Origin of the sequence: Bacillus sp. FSL R7-0685 (genome assembly GCF_038002425.1) — a bacterium.
Classification (GTDB): Bacteria; Bacillota; Bacilli; order Bacillales; family Bacillaceae; genus Bacillus; species Bacillus subtilis.
In genome coordinates, this window is record NZ_JBBOCN010000001.1 from 3,579,255 (window position 1) to 3,602,254 (window position 23,000).

Annotated in this window: 25 protein-coding genes and 3 pseudogenes; 6 read left to right on the forward strand and 22 right to left on the reverse strand. The window is 43.1% G+C overall.

All coding sequences use genetic code 11. The features are described 5' to 3' along the window. Nucleotides 1–10 precede the first annotated feature (10 nt). Together chrB and chrA are read left to right on the forward strand one after the other, a co-directional pair. Nucleotides 11–604 (forward strand): chromate efflux transporter subunit ChrB, encoded by a 594-nt coding sequence (chrB, locus tag MKY50_RS18590; protein ID WP_003227843.1) that lies wholly within the window; start codon nt 11–13, stop codon nt 602–604. Continuing rightward, nucleotides 601–1,137, forward strand: coding sequence for a chromate resistance efflux protein ChrA (gene chrA, locus MKY50_RS18595; RefSeq protein ID WP_003227840.1), 537 nt, complete (start codon nt 601–603; stop codon nt 1,135–1,137). Before chrB ends, chrA begins: the two co-directional genes overlap by 4 nt. Before the next feature lie 26 nt (nt 1,138–1,163). Here chrA and MKY50_RS18600 read toward each other — a convergent pair whose 3' ends face one another. Both MKY50_RS18600 and MKY50_RS18605 read right to left on the reverse strand, forming a co-directional pair. After that, complete coding sequence (locus tag MKY50_RS18600) at nt 1,164–1,385, reverse strand: hypothetical protein (RefSeq protein WP_003227837.1); 222 nt, start codon at nt 1,383–1,385, stop codon at nt 1,164–1,166. Next, complete coding sequence (locus tag MKY50_RS18605; RefSeq protein ID WP_019712697.1) at nt 1,382–1,927, reverse strand: flavodoxin family protein; 546 nt, start codon at nt 1,925–1,927, stop codon at nt 1,382–1,384. Before MKY50_RS18605 ends, MKY50_RS18600 begins: the two co-directional genes overlap by 4 nt. 122 nt (nt 1,928–2,049) lie before the next feature. On the opposite strand from MKY50_RS18605, the gene MKY50_RS18610 reads away from it, so the two are divergent. After that, nucleotides 2,050–2,931 carry a LysR family transcriptional regulator gene (locus tag MKY50_RS18610; protein WP_003227833.1) on the forward strand — a complete coding sequence of 294 codons (882 nt, stop codon included), beginning with the start codon at nt 2,050–2,052 and terminating at the stop codon, nt 2,929–2,931. Nucleotides 2,932–3,017: 86 nt separating this feature from the next. Here the strand turns inward: MKY50_RS18610 and MKY50_RS18615 are convergent, their stop codons facing one another. The 15 genes and pseudogenes from MKY50_RS18615 to MKY50_RS18685 all read right to left on the reverse strand — a co-directional run bounded on the left by MKY50_RS18615 (nt 3,018) and on the right by MKY50_RS18685 (nt 14,270). After that, on the reverse strand, nt 3,018–3,734 hold the full coding sequence (locus tag MKY50_RS18615; protein WP_341117097.1) for an endonuclease V: 717 nt from the start codon (nt 3,732–3,734) through the stop codon (nt 3,018–3,020). A gap of 109 nt (nt 3,735–3,843) precedes the next feature. Further along, nucleotides 3,844–4,320: pseudogene (locus MKY50_RS18620) on the reverse strand (hypothetical protein). A gap of 75 nt (nt 4,321–4,395) precedes the next feature. Then, nucleotides 4,396–4,947: pseudogene (locus MKY50_RS18625) on the reverse strand (hypothetical protein). Between the two features lie 35 nt (nt 4,948–4,982). Further along, nucleotides 4,983–5,351 (reverse strand): hypothetical protein, encoded by a 369-nt coding sequence (locus MKY50_RS18630; RefSeq protein WP_341117098.1) that lies wholly within the window; start codon nt 5,349–5,351, stop codon nt 4,983–4,985. Nucleotides 5,352–5,686: 335 nt separating this feature from the next. Next, entirely contained in the window at nt 5,687–6,151 is a 465-nt protein-coding gene (locus MKY50_RS18635) for a hypothetical protein (protein ID WP_341117342.1), read from the reverse strand. A 2-nt stretch (nt 6,152–6,153) separates the two neighbouring features. Beyond that, entirely contained in the window at nt 6,154–8,040 is a 1,887-nt protein-coding gene (locus MKY50_RS18640; RefSeq protein ID WP_341117099.1) for a ribonuclease YeeF family protein, read from the reverse strand. Nucleotides 8,041–8,058: 18 nt separating this feature from the next. Then, nucleotides 8,059–8,319: a YwqI/YxiC family protein gene (locus MKY50_RS18645; protein ID WP_014478191.1), complete on the reverse strand. Its 261-nt coding sequence runs from the start codon at nt 8,317–8,319 to the stop codon at nt 8,059–8,061. An 8-nt stretch (nt 8,320–8,327) separates the two neighbouring features. After that, entirely contained in the window at nt 8,328–8,750 is a 423-nt protein-coding gene (locus MKY50_RS18650) for a YwqH-like family protein (protein WP_017696586.1), read from the reverse strand. A gap of 219 nt (nt 8,751–8,969) precedes the next feature. Beyond that, nucleotides 8,970–9,050: pseudogene (locus tag MKY50_RS18655) on the reverse strand (hypothetical protein); the annotation flags it as partial. A 75-nt stretch (nt 9,051–9,125) separates the two neighbouring features. Continuing rightward, a complete protein-coding gene (locus MKY50_RS18660) occupies nt 9,126–9,911 on the reverse strand; it encodes a YwqG family protein (RefSeq protein ID WP_015714838.1) in 786 nt (261 codons plus the stop codon). A 199-nt stretch (nt 9,912–10,110) separates the two neighbouring features. Then, entirely contained in the window at nt 10,111–11,433 is a 1,323-nt protein-coding gene (gene uglF / locus MKY50_RS18665) for a UDP-glucose 6-dehydrogenase UglF (RefSeq protein ID WP_041334780.1), read from the reverse strand. A gap of 194 nt (nt 11,434–11,627) precedes the next feature. Then, nucleotides 11,628–12,392, reverse strand: a complete 765-nt coding sequence (locus MKY50_RS18670) for a tyrosine-protein phosphatase (protein WP_160221868.1) — start codon at nt 12,390–12,392, stop codon at nt 11,628–11,630. A 48-nt stretch (nt 12,393–12,440) separates the two neighbouring features. Then, nucleotides 12,441–13,157 (reverse strand): tyrosine-protein kinase PtkA, encoded by a 717-nt coding sequence (gene ptkA, locus MKY50_RS18675; RefSeq protein ID WP_015714839.1) that lies wholly within the window; start codon nt 13,155–13,157, stop codon nt 12,441–12,443. Next, the gene (gene tkmA / locus MKY50_RS18680; protein ID WP_003227811.1) at nt 13,147–13,893 is read right to left on the reverse strand and encodes a protein-tyrosine kinase activator TkmA; all 747 of its coding nucleotides are present in this window, start codon (nt 13,891–13,893) and stop codon (nt 13,147–13,149) included. The genes ptkA and tkmA overlap by 11 nt, the downstream gene beginning before the upstream one ends. 233 nt (nt 13,894–14,126) lie before the next feature. After that, on the reverse strand, nt 14,127–14,270 hold the full coding sequence (locus MKY50_RS18685) for a hypothetical protein (protein ID WP_003242876.1): 144 nt from the start codon (nt 14,268–14,270) through the stop codon (nt 14,127–14,129). Between the two features lie 203 nt (nt 14,271–14,473). Here MKY50_RS18685 and MKY50_RS18690 point away from each other — a divergent pair, with 203 nt between their 5' ends. Both MKY50_RS18690 and MKY50_RS18695 read left to right on the forward strand, forming a co-directional pair. After that, the gene (locus MKY50_RS18690; RefSeq protein ID WP_101172241.1) at nt 14,474–16,084 is read left to right on the forward strand and encodes an SWIM zinc finger family protein; all 1,611 of its coding nucleotides are present in this window, start codon (nt 14,474–14,476) and stop codon (nt 16,082–16,084) included. Then, on the forward strand, nt 16,071–18,839 hold the full coding sequence (locus tag MKY50_RS18695) for a DEAD/DEAH box helicase (RefSeq protein ID WP_327842583.1): 2,769 nt from the start codon (nt 16,071–16,073) through the stop codon (nt 18,837–18,839). The genes MKY50_RS18690 and MKY50_RS18695 overlap by 14 nt, the downstream gene beginning before the upstream one ends. Nucleotides 18,840–18,964: 125 nt before the next feature. On the opposite strand, the gene ywpJ is transcribed toward MKY50_RS18695, so the two are convergent. The 4 genes from ywpJ to ywpG all read right to left on the reverse strand — a co-directional run bounded on the left by ywpJ (nt 18,965) and on the right by ywpG (nt 21,629). Then, nucleotides 18,965–19,822, reverse strand: coding sequence for a phosphatase YwpJ (gene ywpJ, locus MKY50_RS18700; RefSeq protein ID WP_015251049.1), 858 nt, complete (start codon nt 19,820–19,822; stop codon nt 18,965–18,967). A gap of 5 nt (nt 19,823–19,827) precedes the next feature. Beyond that, nucleotides 19,828–20,604: a transcriptional regulator GlcR gene (gene glcR / locus MKY50_RS18705; RefSeq protein ID WP_015251048.1), complete on the reverse strand. Its 777-nt coding sequence runs from the start codon at nt 20,602–20,604 to the stop codon at nt 19,828–19,830. A 223-nt stretch (nt 20,605–20,827) separates the two neighbouring features. Continuing rightward, entirely contained in the window at nt 20,828–21,169 is a 342-nt protein-coding gene (gene ssbB / locus MKY50_RS18710) for a single-stranded DNA-binding protein SsbB (protein ID WP_198878443.1), read from the reverse strand. 76 nt (nt 21,170–21,245) lie between these two features. Then, nucleotides 21,246–21,629 (reverse strand): DynA interaction protein YwpG, encoded by a 384-nt coding sequence (ywpG, locus tag MKY50_RS18715; protein ID WP_014478204.1) that lies wholly within the window; start codon nt 21,627–21,629, stop codon nt 21,246–21,248. 174 nt (nt 21,630–21,803) lie between these two features. Between ywpG and MKY50_RS18720 the strand changes: the two genes are divergently transcribed. Beyond that, nucleotides 21,804–22,214, forward strand: a complete 411-nt coding sequence (locus MKY50_RS18720) for a YwpF-like family protein (RefSeq protein WP_003227794.1) — start codon at nt 21,804–21,806, stop codon at nt 22,212–22,214. A gap of 139 nt (nt 22,215–22,353) precedes the next feature. Here the strand turns inward: MKY50_RS18720 and MKY50_RS18725 are convergent, their stop codons facing one another. Continuing rightward, nucleotides 22,354–22,992 (reverse strand): class A sortase, encoded by a 639-nt coding sequence (locus MKY50_RS18725; RefSeq protein WP_015251045.1) that lies wholly within the window; start codon nt 22,990–22,992, stop codon nt 22,354–22,356. Between the last annotated feature and the right edge of the window lie 8 nt (nt 22,993–23,000).

A 23,000-nucleotide genomic window follows, 5' to 3' on the forward strand; every position in this document is an offset into this window, starting at 1 on the left:
AGAGAAACAAATGAAAAACCATCCTTATCGGGATATGACGGCCGCAATGGTTCGCACCGGCATATTAGGGTTCGGCGGCGGACCTTCCGTGATTCCGCTGATCCGCCATGAAGCGGTCAATAAATATAAATGGATTGACGATGATGAATTCGGAGAAATATTAGCAATCGCTAATGCGCTTCCCGGACCGATTGCCACCAAAATGGCTGCTTATCTGGGCTTTAAGCTAAAAGGCACATTAGGTGCAATTGTGGCGATCCTCGCCCACATTCTGCCTACATGTCTTGCGATGGTGGGCTTGTTTGCGGCTGTAAATGTGTTAAGCCATTCAGCAATTGTTGCAGGTATGATTGGTGCCGTCACGCCGGTAATTGCGGTCATGCTCGGAATCATGGCGTACGAGTTTGGCCAAAAAGCGCTTAAAGGTTTCGGCTGGGTTACCGGCATCCTGTTTTTTATCATCGCTTTTATCGGCCTGCAAACTTTACAGATTAATCCCGGCCTGGTCATTATCATTTTCTTAGCTTACGGGGCGTTTCATTTTAAACTGAAAGACAAAATCACAAATAAACATTCAAAAGATAAAGGAATGTCAGCCTCATGATATCGATCTATTTATTTATGGCGTTTTTTATCGCAAACCTACTGGGATATGGCGGCGGACCTGCGTCTATCCCGCTAATGTTTGAAGAAGTCGTAAACAGATACAGCTGGCTCTCAAACGATCAATTCTCAAATATGCTCGCACTTGCGAACGCATTGCCGGGCCCGATCGCCACGAAAATCGCTGCGTATGTCGGCTACAGCGCAGGCGGGTGGCCCGGCTTCCTAATTGCCCTGATCGCAACCGTCGTACCGTCGGCGCTCGCATTGATCGTCCTGCTGCGCATCATCCAGCGCTTCCGCCAATCACCTGTCATCAAAGGCATGACGCTGTCCGTCCAGCCTGTCATCGCGGTCATGATGCTCATTCTTACCTGGCAAATCGGCGCAGACGGCATCAAAGCGATCGGCTGGGTCCAATCGATCGTGATTACGGGAATTTCGCTCCTTGCCATGACAAAATTCAAAATGCATCCGGCATTTTTGATTATTGCGGCGTTTTTATATGGGGGCCTTGTGATCCCTTATTTATAGAAAAAAGCACCTGGACAGGTGCTTTTTTATTTTGGCCCAGAAATGCCGTTTGATATGACAGCTGTTTCTTCTCCTGCGTCACTCTTGATGATGTGCTTGACTTGCAGCGTGGTTCCTGCCATTCTCACATATTGCTTCAACTCGGGCGAATTGGTTTCAACATGTATCCAAACAGGAGGCTGGACCTTCCAAAATAAAAAGAATGCAAGAATCAGCAAGCCAGCAATGACCGACAGCAAAAACTTCATATCGCATCGCTTCTTTTCAGTAAGCGGCTCGCAGCGGACAGCGCCTGATGATCACGAAGAATATCGCCTGGACGATTGCCTTCTCCCAGCACATAACCTTTAAAGGGCATTCCCATAAAATGAAAAATATGTTCGAATTGCTGAATCAGCGGCAGCCCTTTTATTTTTGGATTGTCTCCGCCCACTGCTATTACATATGCCTGTTTCGCTGACATTTGCTGTTTAAAATCAGGAAATCTCGGATCTCTCAACGTCTGTGACCAGCGATCAATAAACAGCTTTAATGTCCCTGACATGCCAAACCAATAAATTGGGGTGGCGAATACAAGAATATGGCACTGCAATATCCGTTCAATGATAGAATCGTAGTCATCTTGAACAGGACGAAAGCCGCCTTGGGCGTGACGCAGATCTTCAATTGGCTGAATTCGATATTTCTGCAAATAAATGTGCTCCGCATCGAATCCTTGAACAGCCTTCTCCGCAAGAACATCCGTATTTCCGCCAGACCGAGTTCCGCCTTTAATAACCGCAATTTTCATGATGCATCTGCTCCTTTGTTTACGAATGATTTTCTTCATCTTATAATGGATTCATCAATCAATACAGATGATTATTTCGATTAATCCAATCGCTAAAACCGATTTAGAAAGGAAGAGAACAAGTGGAATTGAAGCAGCTGATCACCTTTATTACGGCGGCAGAACATGTAAACTTCACCCTAACCGCCAAAATGCTTAATTATGCACAATCAAGCGTTACCTCTCAGATCAAATCACTTGAAGAAGAAATTGGGACGCCTTTATTTGAACGGCTCGGCAAGCGGCTTATCTTGACAGAAGCAGGAAAAACGTTCAAATCTTATGCACAGAAGATCATTGCGTTAACAGAAGAAGCGAAAATGGCCACAAATCAAGTAAGAGAAACAACCGGAACCTTAAAAATCGGGGCGACGGAAAGCCAGTGCACATACCGCCTGCCGCCTATCATAAAAGAATTTAAACAGGCTTTTCCCCAAGTAAAGCTCATATTCAAACCATATATCTCCAATGAACAAGCGAAAGAACAGCTCTTACAGGGCCAGCTTGATATCACCTTCATCTTGGATGTAAACCGGATGGAAGACGCACTGCACGTTGAATCTTTGATTCAGGATGAGATCAAAATGGTGGCTGCTAATGACCATCCTTTTCCTGCGGATTTACCAGTAACATTGAAGGATCTTCAAAACGAAACTCTTCTGCTGACAGAGGACGGCTGCTCGTACCGCACGCTCTTTGAGAACAATTTGCATGACTCCGGTGTCTATCCTAACAAATTGGAATTCGTCAGCATAGAAGCCATCAAACAATGCGTGATGGCCGGACTTGGGATTGGAATCTTGCCTGAAATGACAGTAAAAGATGATATTGCAGCAGGCCGGATGAAAGAACTCAATTGGCAGAGCGATTGCCCCGTTTTCACTCAATTAGCATGGCATAAGGACAAATGGATGTCTGCGCCATTAAAGGCTTTTATCGATTTGACACGGAAAACATTCAAATAAAACCTCTCCACAAGGACGACAAGGTTTTTGAGACCAGGAAAGCACACACATACAAAAAAACACTTGATGACTTAGAGCCCCAAGTGTTACATGTGATTTTTCTGATAAAACGTTCGCAAAACATGCGTCTCAAGGTCAGCCAGGCGGACAGGGATCGGCAGCCTGCTTTCTTGATTGATCAAGCTCATCGTGATCTGATAGCTGCTGTCTAAATCAATATAATTACCGCAAGACAAGAAAATAGGCTTCACGTCCCGCCGCGTTCGCAGCGCCCGTCCATATACCTCGCCGTCAATGATAATATCGGTATATGCGCCTACTTCATTTTCAGGCGTCACGAAATCGCAGCCTTTGATTTTGAGATAGGTTTTCGCAATCCCAATCGTCGGCTTATTAAGAAAAAAAGCCGCATGGGTGGCAACGCCCATATGGTTGTAATGCAAATATCCGTTGCCATCAAACAAGAAGACATCCGGCTCCGTCTCCAGCTTTTTCGCCGCCTCGATGATCAAAGGCAGCTCACGAAACGTAAGAAAACCGGAAACATAAGGCACACTGATTCTCCCCATGCTGTGCACTTTTTCAATGACTTCTTTTGTATCAGCGTCAATCACGATAATACTGCACACTCCGTACGGTTCTCCATCCTGCTCCCAATAGGCCAGGTCGACGCCTGCGCAGGTGTTGATGGAGTTGGGATGGGTCGTGGGGGATAGGTTGATTCGATTTTTAAGGGATTGTTGTGTTTGAACAAAATCCGATTCATCTTTTAGATGAAAATCGTGAATTTGATGTATTTCCATTTTACTTGTTTCCCTCTCTTCGCGCTCAATTGTCCTGCATGTCGAATCTAGCAATGACACCAAATTATATCATTGAAAAAAGCAGATAGTATAATCTGCTTTTTTATTACTATTCATTTTTCATTTCTTTCATAAAAATATAATCCAATTGTTTAATTAATTCTTTAAGTTCAGTACACATAATATCCTCTAAAGGATTTTCCCAATCTTCGTTTTTTATCAGTTCAATCCGATAGCTTCCGGCTGGATCACCTTTTGGTTACCACCCTGGGCTTAGTGGCTGCAAACCCTCTAAAACCCCGCTTCCCACACTCCAGATTTGATATTCTAACTCTTCTAATAATTGTTCTATCTCATTAAAAGACTCATCTTCATAAATCTTATCTGTTTTTAAGCCAGCTACTTTGATATGGTATTGATTATTTTCATAACTTACCTTAATAAAGGCCTTACGTTCTTCATTTTGCAGTATTAGTAATTCACATTTTTCTTGAATTCTTTTTTCTGAACATAAATTGTTCAGTACTACAGACCAGCCATTGCAGATTTTTAATGGCCGCAATAGAGAAATATGGTCTCTTTCCATCCCGCTTCTCCTTGCACTCCATATTGTTATACTCTCTATAAAAAAACTTGCCGATGACAACACGACAAGTTTTAGCTACAGCAATTCTAATACATCAGTAAACAAGGCATCTCCTAATGTTAATCTCCTGTTGAAAGGCTGTATATGCGGCAATTCACTCCACTCATACACAGTATCGTAGTAATCATACAAATAACTGAGTTCAATAAACCCTTACTCTTGCATTATTTTATTAATATAGTTCGTTCCCTGAATGAATTCTAAAGATTCAGCGGTGCCTACAATATCATAAGCGCCATCGATTAAATCGTGTCTTAGGGAATAACTATAATCTAATACATAAACAGGAACCAATTTAGATACTTTCATATTGATTTGCTGTTCTAAATGAAAACCATTTTCCCCAGAAAGATCTTGCAAATGGATATCAATTTCTCCTGAAGGATTGTTTAAATCTCTAACTTCAATTTTTTTCAAACCTTTTATTTGATTAAATTCATCAGGTACTTTTATTTTCTCTGCGCATTTGTTCTTGTACCATTCGTCTAATTCCCTATTCACAAATAGACGATAAAGCAACTCACCAATTTCAGGATATTCGTTAATAAACCTGATTCCATGTTCCATAAATAGTAACCATTCCATCCATTAATTAAGAATCATTAAACTTCATTCCACCAAGTAGTTGTTACTTGTTTTAAATGATATTCAATATATAAAATCACTTTTTTATAGTCATCTGATGAAAATTCTTTAATAGGATCTTCCCAATCATTATCTTTGACTAGTAAAACCAGATAATTACCTTCAGGAGAAATGTCAGGAACCCAGCCTAAATCAAGCGTTATTGAGGATTGTTCATGATAAAGCTGCAACAAACTGTCTGTGAACAAAAACCAGGAATCATCATTCGGTTCTAATGTTCTTGGATCTATTTCAACAAAATGATTATAATTTACTTTCCAACCTTGTGTTATTCTTAAGGGATGTATATTAGCTTTTGGAACATCTAATTTAATATGTTTTCTCATTTATATAACCTCTTTAGAGAGCCGTTATTCTTAAAGTCTGTTTTTAGATAACTTGTCAACCAACTATTTGAGTGGGAGACCTGAAAGGTGAAAATGTAGATTATGAATAATATTTACTTAGCTGTACGAACTTCATTTTACAAGGCTGCCCCTTGCATCTATATTCATCTTACTAATTATCTTATAGATCAGTTTCAATGTAAAAATTTTAAGTTTAAAAAACCTCGAGAGGCAAGCGCCAATCGAGGGAAGGTTAGTTTTTTTCTACTTGTAAAAGGATTAAAACTGATATTCTTTCAGGAAAAACGTTATGAGAACATTAGCTGCATCTCATATTATCTTTCCTCTCTGCACAAGTGATTATATTCACCAAATTTAGGGAAAACATCCCAGTTGCTCTTAAGGTTGTCGCTAGTCTCACGCTCTTCGACCGAACCGGTCTTGAAATCTGTCTTCTCCATTGCTATATGACCATCTTCGCGAAAGCCTATAATCAAACTGCTAACTTCATTATCAGTTGCATCATCATATTCCCAATACATTGCTGTTCTTAAGAAGATTTTACCATCACTTATAACTTCAAAATCATAATTCAGATACTTACGAGTCAAGTCATCATAAAAACCCACTGAAACCCATTCATTTGTTACATTTACAACATATTTAGGTTTTTCGCCTTCGGTTAATACCGCAGTATATGGTTCATGTTTTTGGTGATGTAAGTATGCGGTACAATCATCAAGAATATTCCAAGGCTGTTTTTTTATGTCCGACCATTCATCACAATAATAAACTTTCATAGTCAATTATACACCTTCCCATTTATATCCCTAATAATAATCCTATTTTTTGTTGCTTCATCAAGAATTTTTTGTGGAATAGCTTTATTTTGAACAGGTACTTCTAATATCAATTCACCTTTCAGTCGTCCGCCTTTAAGAGCTTTTGGATTAAAAGGACCATTTGATATTTTAGACCCTGAAGAATATTTTTTAGTAATCTCGTTCAAGTAACTCAATGCTGTCTTTTCTTGAACGTCACTAAGTTGAGTATACTTCCTGGAAACTATCTCCTTATTTGGAGAATATGAATCAACTACGTACTTTTTGCCGCCTGCTTCTTTTGCTTCTAGCTCTACTTCATTATAAGGGTAACGGGGGCGATTTTCCTTATTGAAATTATTTCCTGCTTCCCACCGTTCTTTAAGCCAAGACGGTAATGGATTCTTATTAGATGACTTACCCGTACCCTTAATACCTTTACCACTACTAACCATCTTCACAATCCCAAGATCCTTAACAGCCGTCTTTTCCACATCGACACGTACTGTCGGGATTCCGAATGTGAAGCCCTCCGGAGTTACTGGGCGTTCTGCGTACACGCGGACGTTTGTTGGGACTTTGAATTGTTTTACTTTCTCTAGTGTTTTGTTTGCTTTTTGGACTTTTGAATGGGTTGCAAGCGGGATGCCTTTATCAATATGTTTCGCCAATGCACCGGCTCCAACCAAGCTCAATGCCGCTTCGAGCGCCCCTTGCTTCCGCTTCTCCTCAGACACTTTGTTTCCAAACATATCCCGTCCCGTGACGGCTTCTGAGAATCCGTTTGACGCAACAAGGCCGTATGCGCCCATTTCTGTCATTTTGAGAATGTCTAAGGATTTGCCTGTTTTGTAGGCATCTAAAGCGTGTTCAGCCGCGATAGCAGCTTTTCCAGTTTTGTAGATGGCTTTTCCGCCTTTGAAGGCGCGGCCTGCCCAGCCGACGACTGGTATAAATCCGGCTGCGGCCATAGCTCCTGCTGTCACACGTTCTGCGGTGGAGAGTTTTTCTCCGGTAACCGGGTCAATGCCTTCAGTTGCTCTTTTATAATCATAATAGCCAGTGACTTCTCCAGTAAAGTTGCAAACTCCATCCCATGTTTTTTCGTACCATGGTTTGTTTGCTTCTTCCTCGGCTTTTTCCTGGAGACGTCTTGCTTCTGCTTGCTGGGATTTTGCATCGATATAGGTTGTTCCTTGATTTTCTACTTCAATCACGCTTTTGTAAACTTCATTGCTGTGGAAGGCTTTTTTGTCATAGTACATAGGGGATGCGCTCTTCCCATTGCTGGTGGCCTGCATGAGAACAGAATATTTGGTGAGCACTGCGTTGTCCAGAGATTCTAAATTTTGATATTCAGTGGTCAGGGATTCATCAAGCTTATCGACAGCTGTGATCGTGTCACGTCTGACTTTTTGGGCATCGCCCATCTTATCTGCATACTCGTCAAGCGTGTACATGTCGAGATCAATAATATCGCTGATGCCTGACAAAATAGAATCGATTTCTTCTTTATGAGCGGAGACTATCTCTGAGGCTTTCAGGTCTCCATTGGGCAGCTCATGATCCAAAAATGAAGTTTCCACATATGAATCATTGAGTTCTTGATCTTTAATATCTCCTGAAATGCCGTTTAAAAACGCAATTTGAGCAGAGACAAGCGTCAGCCAGCTGTCTACGATTTCCGCCTGCCCCTGAAAAAAATCTTTAATATTGTCCGCGCCTTTTCCTTTAAAATTGTCGCCTAAATCTGCAACTCCCTGAAACGCTTTTTTCAGCGTATTCAGCTGCTCTTCAAGCGTCTCATATTGCTTTTTTCTGCTCTTCGCTTCTTCGATTAAAGATTTTGATTCAAATACTTTACTCATCGCACTGCCCTTTCTGTTCTATTTTACCGCTATCGCCTCGTCCTGCTCTTTGAGTGAATCTACGTTATCCTTTGTATCCTCGATATTTTTCTGTACCGCTTTTTTGTAATCTCCGAGCATGGTTTTGATGTTCTCCTCACGCTCATGATATTTTTTCGTATAATCGAGTTTATTTTTTCCATTGGACCCCGCGGCGCCGATTGTTACGTCAGCAAGCGCATCTTTGACAGAATCTAATGTTTTGATTACAGTATCGTATTTCAATTTAATTTCTGACATAAAAAAGATCACCACAATTTAATAGATTTAATTTGATTAACAGCATCCTCCAAGAATTCTTCACCCTTAGCAAGAGTATGACCAGCAAAATTCGCTAGCTTTAATTCTTTGTCATAGAGAAATTTCATAGATTCCAACTGAATAATCTCCATCTGAATCGAAGCCATATACTCGTTATATTTATCATTCACAATCTTAGATGCTTCCGATTTCGCTTCTTCTCTTCCCTTGTCGAAATCATCGGCTTTTGTTCCCGTCCAGTGCTTGCCCAATTCCGGTTTTACAATTTCTTTGATTTCAGTGATTGCCTCTTCTTGCAGCGTGTCTATGTCCTTTTTTGCTTTTTTCAGCTTTTCGATCTTGTCTTCCACGTCGGAAATTTTTCCGTTGAGCGAACTTTTGATATCCGCCAGCATACTTTCATAACCCATCTGAATCACCTCTTAATACTCAAAAAGTCGTATGGAGGGGCTGATGAAGATAGACTTTTCCATACTTTATTTCCATATATTATATTTTAAAATAGCCAGAAGGCGGCTTAAATAGGGTAAATGGCTTAATTTAGGCATATAACGCTCTTGAAATGTAGGTATTTGATCTTGTTTTTGTTCGTTATACAGTTAATAAAAGCGTTTTATCAAATAGAAATACCTAATGTCATAGTTATAAAGGCACTTGAAAGAGGCAGATTTTGTTGGCCTGCCTCTTACCGTGCTGAGCTTATTGTTCATCAGGTCGATCACGTCTGATTTTGTCTTTGGCTTCTATTATTCCCCGCTTCTGACCCTTTGGATCAAAAGCTTGTATTAGCTGCAGTCCCAGTTATACAGAACGTTTGAAAAGTCTTTCTTCCTTAAATCGTCAGGTGTGATGAAAAAATTGGCGATGCCGACGTCTCCCCACATTGAATCGATATCATCGTCTGAATCAATTTGTAAAAGCATGATGGTGTGTTCTTTATATGCGTATTCCCGCGGATCATGCTGGGTAAAAGAAGCGTATCCGCCGATTTTATGGCCAAATCCGTTTTCAGCCAGTTCATTATAAATGTCTTCTTCATCCTCGCCGAACTGACCAAAGAACTCCATTGTTTCCATGCCCGTATACTGCTCAAATTGAAAATCTGTAGGCAGCACCCATTCCGAAGATTTCACAGGCTCGACTGCCGCTTCTGATAAAATCGGAAAATCACATTCGCCTGTGCCAATAAATGAAAAATCAGAAACAAGCTCGTCTTCGTTTTCTATGATATTTTCAAAATAGATCACTCTGAAATTCTTTTGTTCACATCGATCGTCAAAATTCAATCCATAGACGTCATCATGAACAGAAATGTAGAACTGTAGGATACCTGAAGAAGGGTAGCCGTCAAGCTGGGGAATGTGTGAGAAATTAATCTGTGCCAGAAGCTTCATCGGCTGTCCATTTTCATCAGTCGGGTATGTTTCATGCTTGGGGAAATAGGGATCACCGGCAATTTTGCTGTCATATCGTCCTGTTTTCCCTTTTCTCACATTCAGTTTCACGTATTCTTTTGCTGATTTCTCCAGCAAGTCGCGGTACGGTCTCATTTTTTCGGGCAGATGATTCATCAGATTCTCTCCTTTTCCGGCATCTCCAAGGTTTTATTTTCTGGTTTTCTTCGTTTCTTCTAATGTTTTTCAAACGATTGTTTAAAGAAGCCCTACTTCTGTATAATTTTCCAAACTATAGTTAAATATTAGCAAATGTATTCAGCACCCCGCAATAGATGAAAAAAAGACTGGTGCGCAACCAGCCTTTCTTTTTCATCTATTGAATTGCACCTGACGGAACAACCGCCTTCCGACCGACAGAATAATACTCCACTCCTGAAGCCGCAGCTTCATCCAATGTGTAGCAGTTTCTGCCGTCAAATATGAGCGGCGATTCCATCAAATCCTGATAAGCCGCTAACGGAAATTGTTTAATGTCGGCCCAGTCGGTTAAAATCATGACGGCGTCAGAACCTTTGACAGCTTCCTCGATCGTCTCTTTATATTCAACAGCTTGCGGGAGAACATGCTTTGCATGACCAACTGCAATGGGATCGTAGGCTCTGATACGGGCGTCGAGCGCAGCGAGACGGTCTGCAATAACAATTGACGGCGCTTCTCTCATATCGTCCGTATTCGGTTTAAATGACAGGCCTAAAAGGGCAATCGTTTTTCCCGTCACCCCGCCGAGCCTGTTCAGCGCTTTATCAACCAGCATCGCCTGCTGATTGTTGTTGACTTTGATAACCGATTTCAGCAGTTCAAAATCATGCTCGACATTGCCGGCAATTTGCACGAGGGCGTTTGTGTCCTTTGGAAAACAAGAGCCGCCGTAGCCTATGCCCGCTTTTAAAAACTGGCTCCCGATCCGCTTATCCTGTCCCATCCCGTATGCGACTGCTTCAATATCGGCGCCGACCTTTTCACATATATTCGAAATTTCGTTTATAAAACTGATCTTAGTGGCCAGAAAAGCATTTGAGGCATATTTGATCATCTCGGCGCTTCTGATATCCGTTTGGTAAATCGGGATTTGAAACGGACGGAAGAGCTCCTCCAGCGTATTTGCTGTTTTCTCATCGGCCGTCCCGATCACGATCCTGTCACCATGAAAGGTATCATAGATCGCCGACCCCTCACGCAAAAATTCCGGATTGGATGCAACCGAAATACTGACAGGCTCCGCTAGATGTTCAGTGATCAGTCCATTAATCAAATCGTTTGTCCCAACGGGCACTGTGCTTTTCGTTACCACGACTGTATCTCGTTTGACATGCTTTGCGATGCGTTTGGCCGCATCTGTAATTTGCTCCAGATTGGCGTGCCCGTCGCTTTTCTGCGGTGTGCCGACCGCTATAAAAATGATGTCTGCCTGTGCCAAGCCTTTCTCATAGCTCGTTTCAAAGTTCAGCCGTCCATCAGCTGTATTTTTTCTCATCAGCTCTTCAAGACCTGGTTCAAATATGGGGGAAATGCCCTTTCTCATTTCATCAATCTTGTGAGCGTCAATATCAATGCAGGTTACATGATGTCCAATCTCAGAAAGAGAAACACCTGTCACAAGACCGACATAGCCTGTTCCGATGACTGTTATATTCATTGTTTCCCTCCAACAGTTAAATTGCTGCTTTGCAGCTTCCGTAATATCGTATGAGAACATCCTATCATGAATGCGAATGATCTCCCGCATAGCCTGTCGGGTACAGCCTGTACAGATTTCTGAAATGTGATTCAATCATACAATACACTATTATATCGCTCTCAAAAAGAAAGTGGTGAAATGAGAATCGGCTGTTAAAAAAGACCAAACAATTTTCTTCTTTTGACCGGTTGCGGAGGCTGTCTGAAGATGGTCTGATTCCGCAGGAGAAGCTCTGCATTTTCCGTCAGCATATAAGGAAGTTCCGAGCCGAATTCTTTCTCTAGAACATAAAGAGCCTCTTGAGTGTGAAAATTTCTAGTTTTCACATTATGGGCATCTGAGGCTACGAAATGGATCAAATTGGCTTCAACCAGCCGGAGAGAAAATGCTTTCAGCTGCTTGCCGAAGGTCCCCGCAAGACTTCCTGAAGTAATCTGAGATGCTGCTCCTTTTTCCACAAGATGATACAGCAAAGACGGGTTTTCGCGAATTTCCCTGTTGCGTTCAGGATGGGCGATAACCGGAATATATCCTTTCAGCTGCAAATCATAAAAAACCTGCTCCGCATATCGGGGAACGTGATCAAACGGAAACTCAATCAAGATATATTTTGTATCATTCAGCGAAAGCAGCTGCTGTTTGGCAAGGTCTTGTTCCACCTCGCCGTAGATTCTGATTTCCTGTCCCGGAAGCACATGTAAAGGAATGTCTTCTTTGATTAAACGTTTGTTTAACTGATTTGCTGTTTCTCTGACTGCGGCTGGCTCGTTTTTATACACACCGTTGTTATGATGAGGTGTCGCAATGATCGTCCGGATTCCCTGACGAACAGCTGCTCTTGCCATTTCTATGCTGTCGGCCGAATCACCTGCCCCGTCATCCAATGCGGGAAGAATGTGACAGTGAATATCGATCATGTCCTAGCCCCCTTTTTTCGCAAAAATAAATAACGGGCACGATGCACGTTATTTATTTTGCATGAAATTGTCCTTGTTTCCGTAATATCCGTATTCAGAGTGCTTCGAAAGCTTTTTGCCGTTCATAATCGCCCCGAGGAGCTTGCTTTTGCACGTTTCAAGCGCCTCTTTCGCTTTTGCGGCTTGTTCTTTTTCTGTTTTCCCGCTTGAAATAACCAGAACAGAACCGTCTGCCACGTTGCCTAAAATCTGTGCATCTGCTACGGCAAGAATAGGCGGCGTATCAAAAATGACCATATCATATGCCGCACACGCTTCGTATGCAAGCTCCTTCATCCACTTCGAGGAGAGAAGCTCGGCCGGGTTCGGCGGGATCGGGCCGCTCGTCAGCACGTCAAGATGTTTTTCATTCGATGCTTGTACAGCCTGCTCCATAGAGCTTTTTTTTAATAAAACAGATGTTAAGCCAACCGTATTTTCAAGAAAAAAGGCAGTATGTACTGTTGGTTTTCGCAAATCAGCATCAATCAGGAGCACTTTTTTTCCCTGCTGGGCGAATACGACAGCCAGATTGGCGGCCGTTGTTGATTTTCCTTCCCCCGGACAAGCCGATGTAATCATGACTGATTTCATTTGCCGGTCCACTGAAGCAAATTCTATATTCGTGCGAATCGTCCGATATTGTTCAGAGTTCAAGGATTTCGGCTCTGTCATTGCAATGACATTTCTCCGCATCCGCGAGTCTCTGCTTTTTCTAAGCGCCAAAATGTCCACTCCCCGTTTTTTCAGATTGGAAACCCTGTAAGGTCTTTGCTGTTTTCTGCTCATTCGCAATGGTGGAAACTGTCCCTAAAACAGGTATGTCCAGCAAGGATTCGAGCTGCTCTTCCGATTTGATCGTATTATCCAAATGCTCAAGCAGGAAGGCCAGTCCGATGCTTCCCGCCAATCCGGCCGCAAACGCGATGGCAATGTTTAGTAGCGGCTTTGGCGATACAGGGGACGGATGTTCTGAAACCTCGGCTTTTGACAGAATGCTGACATTGTCAACATTCATAATGGATGTGATTTTGTCTTGAAAAACAGATGCTATAGTATTGGCAATATGAGCCGCTGTTTCCGCGTTTTCATCCCTGACTGATATGTTGACCACTTGGGAGTCCTGTTCGCTGGATACGGTAATTTTGTCATTCAGTTCTTGGGATGTCATCGACAGGCCCATTTCTTTAATGACTTCATCTAAGATGGCAGGGCTCTTAATGATGACATTGTACGTATTGATTAACTGAAGATTGGTTTGGACATCGTTAAATTGGACTTCTTTTCGTTCATTTTTCGATTGGTTGACCAGAATCTGAGTTGAATTTTCATAGATGGGTGTAAGTGCGAAGAAACTAATGAGTCCGCCGGCAGCAGTGGCAGCCGCGGTTACAATCATAATCAAAAGTATGCGTTTTGTTAACGTTGATAATATCTCTTTTAAGCTTGTAGATTCTCCCATGATACCTCCAAATCTCTTATAACATCCTTTTCCATCTACGATTATACAACGTTGAAACCGCATTTCTCCAGCTTTTCACGTGACATAATTCGACATTTTTTCACAAAACGATATGTTACTCTTTTTTATGTAAGCGCTATATTTACTGTGTTGACAGTGCTGTCTCATTTTCTCTTATTCGTGCAGTCACGTAACCTCGCATAAAAAAATCCCGCTAAAGGCGTGCGGGATTTTTATGTTGCATATCCATTTTTAATATGAGAAATCAAATTTTCAAGCATTTCCTTCGTCGTCATCTCAGATGACTGCTCACCAATTTCATGTGCATGCATCAAAATTTTCAGAAATTCTTCTTGATTCAATTTCTTTTCACTCATCTTTTTTTTCCTTTCAGCTTCCATTAAGTTGAAAACACGATTATTATATGATGCTGGTTATCAATTTGCAATCTCTAATACATCATTCGACACATCCCATTTTTTATGTCCTTTTTTAGGAAAAACTTTTTAAGGCCGATGTGTTGCGATATAATAGAGAAATTGGATCTTTTTATTACGTGACTCGGTTAGGAGCGATAATCATGCTTCAGAATATGATTTCCAAAGACGATGTGCTGGCATCTGCTGAACAGTTAAAAGAACTTCTTCCTTACAATGAGGAAAATGTTCAGCTGATCAAAAAAGCCCTTATTTTATATCGGCAGGATTCAGTCTATCGTTTACAAGCAGTGAGTCCGACGGAAGTTACGGCTTACGTGCAGGATGTTGTGCCTGTGCGGGTCACATTGAACTTGTTTGTCATAGTCAAAAGCGGCTGTTCATGTCCGTCCGGAAGAATCTGCCGCCATATGCTGGCTGTGTTTTTATATGTATATGCAATGTTCGAGCGAGTGGGTACTTTTACAGAGCATTGGCTGGAGAGGGAAAAGCTTGAGGAAAGCAAAGAGCTCGTCCGCCGCCAGTTTCAGGAAAAGGTGCTGCCTAATGAAGAATCGCTTTCAAGCTGGCTTGCTTTTTTTGATTCAGAGTTTTCTCTCTGGCAGGCACGTACGCCAGAAGGCAGCCAAAACATGCAGGGCCTCTATTACGGCTACCTGTCCGCATTAAAAAAACATGCGCCGAACAAGCCGGAGCTGAAAAGCCTGTATCAGATTCATTCCGCGATTGCGGTTTGGCTTCGCATGTTCACATTGATTGAAGCGGGCAAGCTGAACCCCGAACAAGATTTTTATTCCCTCAATCCGTACGTTGAACAGCTGATGGATACAATCTACAGCTCTATTGACAAATTAAAAACGTACGCGCTGTCTTTTGCGCTTGATCCGTTTTTGGATAAAACACCGGATGTTATCCGACCTTTGCTGTTGAAAGAAGAAATTTTCCAATATGAACGCATCCGCGTCTTCGGTGAAATTTGGAGTGCGCTGTTGTCGCGGCCAAAATGGGTGGCACGCGAACAGGAGATATTGAAAAAAGAAGCTGGACGGCGTTTTTCTCCCGAATTGCAATTCGGGCGCCTGCATTTGGAATTCCTGCAAAAGAATGATGACGTTATTTTTGCGGAAGCGGATCAATTCCCGCCGGAAGCGCTCCCTTATACGTTCCAATGGCTGAGTGAAATGACTGCCAAGAAGGACTGGAAACGGCTTAAAACATGGTACCAGCAAATTGAGCCAATTGCGATGGGTTATACGAAGCTGGATAAGCCGTTTAAAGAGATTCGCGATGTGATCGGCGAGCTGTTCCTTCTGTTGAATGCCTATGTGCAGCAAACCAATGATCAAGCGCTGTTTGAGCGCTTTGCCGCGGGCTGTCTGCCGTATACGTTCACAGAATACAGCCATCATTTATATGAAAAAAAACGCTATGCCGAGTGGATTGAAATTCATAGCCTTGTCGGCTTTTCCATCAATGAAATGGATAAAATGATGCTCAAGGAAATTGCAGCGAGCGACCCTGAGGCGCTTATACCGGCTTACCATAGAGAAGTGGCTTTTTTCATTGATCAGAAGAACCGCAGCTCGTACAAGGAAGCCGCCCGGTATTTGAAAAAATTGCGCACCCTGTACAAAAAAGCGAAAAAGCAGAAGGTGTGGGAGCGGTATATTCAGCTGCTGAGCTCGCATTACAAGCGCCTGCGTGCGCTTCAAGAAGAACTGCAGAAAGGAAAGTTGATTGATGGCGAGTCTTAAAGAAATTCTCATCCACGTCGAACAAATGGAAGATGGGTCATTTACGCTCTCAGCCTTTGATGAAAATGAGCAGCCTCTTCCCTACAGCCATATGAAAAAGCATTTGTTCCAATGGCATGAATCCTCATTTTACGGAACCTTTCTAGAGGATGTCAGCTTCATCGGGACGACTGCTGTCCTGCTATCGCCATGGATGACTGTAGAGCTTCTCGGCAAAAACTCGTTCAACTCATTCAGCTCCGTGCAGCTTACAGAAGAAACGGAGCCGCTGATCGAGGCGGCATCGACCATCTATGAATTTATCGCGGACGGCGATTTTCTGCCTGACTATGACGCATGGACAAACGGTGTTTTTCGCTGGAAAGACCGCGATAATATACTGGAAGGCTTTACTGCGGAATGGTTTTCCGCTGCCGTACAGGATTACATCCAGTACGACGATGACCTGCGGGAGAAATGGGAACATATCAAGGAAAAATCGCCTGCGGTTACGACATTCCGCGGCCATTTTCTTGATGAAGAGGATTTTCTGGAAGGCATTGGCTGGATTGACGATCAATCTCCATTTACTGTCGGCTTGCGCTTAAATGAACCGGACTTTGACGGAGACGAATGGAAGATCGAGATGTTTTTACGCGATAAAAAGAGCGGCGCTGTAGAATTCTTTGACGGACTGAAGAGCCTCAAAAAATCGTGGCAGGCGTACAGCGATAAAATCGCGCGTGAGCAGGACCGCTTTCACAGAACGGTTCCGTGGCTGTCGTTTGATTCCGGGACAACGCTGATCTCGGAGGAAGAAGCCTGGATCTTCCTGTCAGAAGCAAGTGAGACGCTTGTCGATATGGGGGTAGAAATCCTCCTGCCGTCCTGGTGGCAGATTGTCAGAGACAGCAACATGATGCTGAAAGCAAAGGTGTCGTCCTCCCCGCGCGGCGAGTCATTTGTCGGCATGAATGCACTGCTTGATTTCAACTGGCGGTTTGCGACAAATGGAATTGAACTGACTGAGGCTGAATTTAATGAGCTTGTCGCCAGCAACAGGCGCCTTGTTAATATCCGCGGGCAATGGGTTAAAATCGATCCGCAGTTTATCAAACAGATGAAACGCCTGATGGAAAAAGCAGAATCAGAGGGACTCCACATGTCTGATATTCTGGCGCGTGAGCTAATGGATCAGCAGGATGGCGGACTTGAGGATTCGGATCTGATTGATACATCCGCTTTCGCCGGCATTCAGTTTGATCTGTCTAAACAGCTCAGGTCACTGATTCGAAAGCTCACTGCCGCGGAAAACCTGCCGGAGCACGAAGTCAGTCCTTCTTTCAAAGGAACGCTCCGCCCTTATCAGAAATACGGCATGAACTGGCTGCTGTTTCTTCGGGAAAGCGGTTTTGGCGCCTGTCTGGCTGACGATATGGGGCTTGGGAAAACGATTCAAATGATCGCCTATTTCCTTCACGTGAAGGAAAGCGGCCGGCAAAAAACGCCTAATTTGATTATTGCGCCGACATCCGTACTTGGCAACTGGCAGCGGGAGCTTCAAACCTTTGCCCCTGATCTGTCTGTCGCGCTCCATTATGGGCCGCGCCGGCCAAAGGGTGATGATTTCGCCGCGCATTATGAAAACGCAGACGTGGTGCTCACTTCATATGGACTGTCACATGCCGATACTGAAGAGCTTACTTCTGTGACATGGAACACGATCTGCCTTGATGAAGCGCAAAATATTAAAAACGCGCATACGAAGCAATCACGCGCAATCAGGAAGCTGAAGGGGCTTCACCATATCGCGCTGAGCGGCACGCCGATGGAAAACCGACTGACTGAGCTGTGGTCTATTTTTGACTTCATGAATAAAGGCTACCTCGGCAGTTTGACCGGCTTCCATAAACGCTATGTGCTGCCGATCGAAAAAGACCGGGACGAAAAGAGAATCGGACAGCTTCAGCAATTAATCCGGCCATTCCTTCTCCGCCGGACGAAACGGGATGAAGAGGTCGCGCTTAATCTTCCTGAGAAGCTGGAAGAAAAAGAATTTATCCCGCTGTCAGCCGAGCAGGCATCCCTTTATGAGCAGCTCGTCAAAGACACTTTTGACCATATGACATCACTGACCGGCATGCAGCGAAAAGCGCTGATCCTCAGCATGCTTGGACGGCTCAAGCAAATATGCGATCATCCCGCGCTTTATTTAAAGGAAGAGCAAACCGAGCTGCTGGCCGGCAGATCAGTCAAGCTTGAAAAATTGCTGGAACTGATGACAGCGATCCGCGCCCAAAACGAAAGCTGCCTGATTTTCACGCAATACATTCAGATGGGGAACATGATGAAGCGGCTGCTTGAAAAAACGTTCGGGGAACCTGTGCAATTTTTAAACGGGAGTCTCTCCAAGCAAGAGCGGGATACACTCGTTGAGAAATTTCAAAGGAAAGAATATCCGACACTGATTCTCTCACTCAAAGCTGGGGGCACCGGACTTAATTTGACTGCCGCCAATCACGTCATCCATTATGACAGATGGTGGAACCCGGCGGTTGAAAATCAAGCGACTGACCGTGCATACCGCATAGGCCAAGAGCGCTTTGTCCACGTTCATAAAATGATTACGACGGGAACAATCGAGGAAAAAATTGATGTCATGCTTGAATCCAAGCAAACCCTGAACGATCAAATTATCCAAAGTGAAAACTGGATTACCGAGCTTTCCACACAGGAGCTTGAAGAACTGTTTACATTAAGCGCAACAGCGCAATGATCATGACTAAAAAAGCTGGCTCTAAAAGAGCCAGCTTTTTTCCGTTCATAGCCGTCACGCCGAATTTCCAAAAAATCCGTTACGCCGGTTATCAACAGGATGCGCTTTTGTGGCAGCACATATACTTACAACAAATGTTTCATCATATGTGCGACACCATGTTCGTCATTGGTTAAGGTGACAGCATCGGCTATCGATTTGATGTCTTCCCGGGCATTGCCCATCGCTACACCTTTTCCCGCAGCCTCCAGCATCGATTTGTCATTTAAACTGTCACCTACAGCAGCGGTTTCCTCGAGCGGAATATTCAGCTGTTCCGCAAGCCTCTTCAGCGCCTGCCCCTTGGAAGCTTTGCGGGAAGAAAGCTCAAAGTTGTGCTCAGCCGAACTGACAAGCGTCAAATCTTCGGCATGCTCATATCTTTTCCAGCCTGCCTCAAGCTTTTCTTTGAAGAAAGAAAAGCCGAGAATATTGTAAAAATCGATTGGCTGATCGGCTTCAAACAGCTCTTGAAAGGAGTTAATGTAAGCAAAGCCCGATTGGCTGTATTGCACCTCGGCCGCCTGCTTAAGGACAGAAAGATCCGCTTCCGGATTTGCGCTTCTGAATCTGTCCAGCTCAACATCAAGAAGTTCTCTGCCGTTTTGAGGCGTATAAATCGCTGAACCTGTGAATACCTCATAATAATAGTTTTCCGACTCAAGCCATGAGAGAATGTCATACGCCCGTTTCTTATCAATCGTTTCGTGATGATAAAGCCTGCCGTCGGGATCGTGAATGACGGCGCCGTTTGCACTGATCACCCATGTTTTGATCCCCAGCGGTTCAAAGATTGACATGACGTCAAAATGAGCGCGCCCAGTTGACACCACCACTTCAATGCCATCCCGCTGCGCCTGCCGCAGTGCGTTTTCATTTTCCAAGCTTACCTGATGCTTGCTGTTGAGTAAGGTTCCATCTAAATCAATCGCAATTAATTTCACGTTTGTCAGTCCTTTCCTTCATCCTGCTCTGTCACGAGAAGCTCAACGCCGTTTCGGTCAAGCAAGTCACAAAATGCCTGATTCGGCAGCCTGTCTGTAATCAAAAGGTCGATTTCATTCAGCTCCGCATACTGATAAAAACTGGTGCTGCCCAGCTTCGAATGATCTGCAAGCGCGATGACCTGCTTTGCCTGCTGTATCATTTTCCGCTTCACCATGCCATCCTCTTCATGCGCAATTGTAATGCCATGTTCGGAAATACCGACCACACCAATCAGCGCTTTATCAACATGGTAGCTTGAGAGCTTTTCAATCACAGAGGACCCGTACAGAAAGCGGTGCTCCTTTTCCAGCTTGCCTCCCAGCAGATAAATTTCAATTGCCTCTTTATCGGACAGCACATCCGCAAGATTAATCGAATTGGTGATTACCGTACAATCAACCGCATTCAAATGCTTTGCACATGCCTGAACAGTTGTAGAGGCGTCTAAAATCACCCGGTCTCCATCATGAATAAGCGATGCTGCAAGCCTGCCGATCTTATTTTTTTCCTCAGACACTGTTTTCAGGCGGCCGGAATAGCTTTGAATTTTCTGATGCACAGTCGGCAAAATGGCGCCGCCTCTTGTGCGGATGATGGCATTCTGTTCCTCAAGTTTCACAAGATCTCGTCGCGCTGTATCCCTTGACACTTGCAGGAGCGTACAGATCTGCTCCGTTGTAATTCGGTTATGCTGTTTTAAAAAATCCAAAATCGCTACTAATCTTTCTTCTTGGTACACGCCCTCATTCCTTTTCTCAGCAATCATTTATAAGTAATTATAAGTTTTTATTTGATTTTATTCAACATTAATAAGTGGTTTTAAGTAAAAATGCGTCGAGAGAACCAATTTTTCCTAAGTAGGCAAAAAGAAAGAACCAGTCTGGTCGACTGGTCAATTTTGAGGGGATGATGCGAAGATCCGGATAATAGTGAATGGATAGATAACGGGAGGAGCAGGGGTGTCAATCAGCAGCTTTTTCCCGGGGTTTAGGGTCCATAAAACGAACAGTGTCAGCCAACACTTCTGTTACATACACGTTAACGCCTTCCGTGTTTTCATAGCTTCTTGTCTGAATCCGTCCGCTTACGCCGACGAGAGAACCTTTTTGGCAATACAACGCCGTGTTTTCAGCTGTTTTTCTCCAAAGTGTGCAATTGACGTAATCAGCTTCGATTTCACCTGAAGCATTCTTGAAGCTGCGGTTCACCGCGAGCGTAACATGTGCAACTGCCGCACCGGCGGAAGTGTAGCGAAGATCAGGATCTTTTGTAAGACGTCCGACAAGCATGACCTGATTGAACATGCGATTCCTCCTCTCCTTGCGGTTGTATGTATTGTAAATGATGCAACAAGAAAAGAAAAACGCTTAAAAATGGCTTTCAGCCTCTGTTTTTATCTTTCGTTTTCATTTTTCCTTCAGCTAAAAACATCTTTTGCTTTTTTCCTTTGAAGAAATATGTACTTTTTAAAAAACGGAAAAAGATTTGCTTTGTCAGCCAGTTTTGCGTATTCATGCGCACATAGGAAGAGCCATCCCACGCAAACCACTGAAAGCTCAATTTTTTTTCCGGCATTGACAGCTTGATTTTATACTGCTCCATGCCATCTTGTGTTTCGTATAAAAAACTTATTCTTCCTTTTTTGTTCAGATGAACCTCAAACACTTCTTTACGGCTTAACATATATGTTACTTCCTTTTGAATCAAATGGCTTTCAGAAGGAGCGCCGTCAATATAAATTTCTTTTAAACGAAATTGATTCATACCACATCTCTCCGTAATCCATAGTCAGTTACAGTATAATGAAAAAATAGAAATTATTAAATGTTTCGCTCATACAAAATTCTTTAGCCCCAGCATTGCAGGATTTTTTCCTCGAAAACGTTTATGTTATAATGGAAGGCAAGAAAACTTTGGAAGTAATCGGGGTGAGAAGAAATGAAAACCTTTAAACTGGTTGACCTGAATGTGGAACGAGTGGACAAGGAAGAACAATCAATTGAACAGTTTCCCCTTATTGACGGACTGATTATAAATAAAGAAGACGGTGAAAATCACTGGCTGATTGAGGCGCTTGTACAGAAAGAACATCTGTCTTTTTTTGAACAGCTTCAAAACAGCCAATCTGAAGCCAAAGTATTTGTAACGATCACGAAAAAAAGCAATCGCCCCGCCCAGCTGACAGCAGCAGTGAAAAATATCGTCAAGCTGGAAGAAAGCATCCAGGTTTTACTCTACGGACAAATGGTCACAAGAAAACAGCAGGGCACTGAAACCATTCTCGAGTCCCTTGTAAAAGAGGGCTATACAGGAACAAAACTCATTGAGGCATTTAAGCAAAAGTTATAAATATGAGGGGGCATATTCCCCAAAACAGACACAGAACCGAAGAGCATCACAATAGACATTTAGAATAGATATGTTCTGCATGAAAAGAGCTGCCGTTTTGAACGGCAGCTTTTCTTTTCGTGCTTTCACTCTTGCATATTTAATTTGTATGGCCAAAAGAATCAACCAATTCCCCTTTCACAACAAGGCGCCCTTCAGTTTTGACCGCCTTGTCACATGTGATTAACGTAATCTCTTTTTTGTTCGTCTCCTCAATTACATCTGCACCCATTTCCGATATGATGTCTTTAGATGTTACAGAATAGATATAATCCTTTTTAAAATCCGTGATGACAATTTGGGCACCTGTTTTTATGTTTTCCAGAGGTCCGAACAGAAGATTCTTTTGCTTCAAATGATGGCCCGCCAACGGATAATTTCCCTCACCCATTTTTTGATCCGGGCGCATTGTTGCCGCCCCTATCAAAAGATTTTCATTGGTTGTGCCTTTTACGATCGGAAGCTCCAGATCGACACTTTTAATTGTTATCCGCCCGATAACCGCTTTTTGATCGTGATCAAAGCCGGCCTTTACAGCATCCATTAACTCAGGCGGCTCGATTGAATCAAATTCAAATTCCGCTTCTCTCTCATTATTTTTTTTCAGCTGCTCCACAGTTAAGGCCGATTCACTCTGGCTTTTGCTAAGATAAGCTATAATTCCACCTTTGATATAAGGAGAAGAGATCAGCAGCAGTCCGAAAAGGATGAACACTGTAATGATCATTTTCTTGTACATGCAAAAAA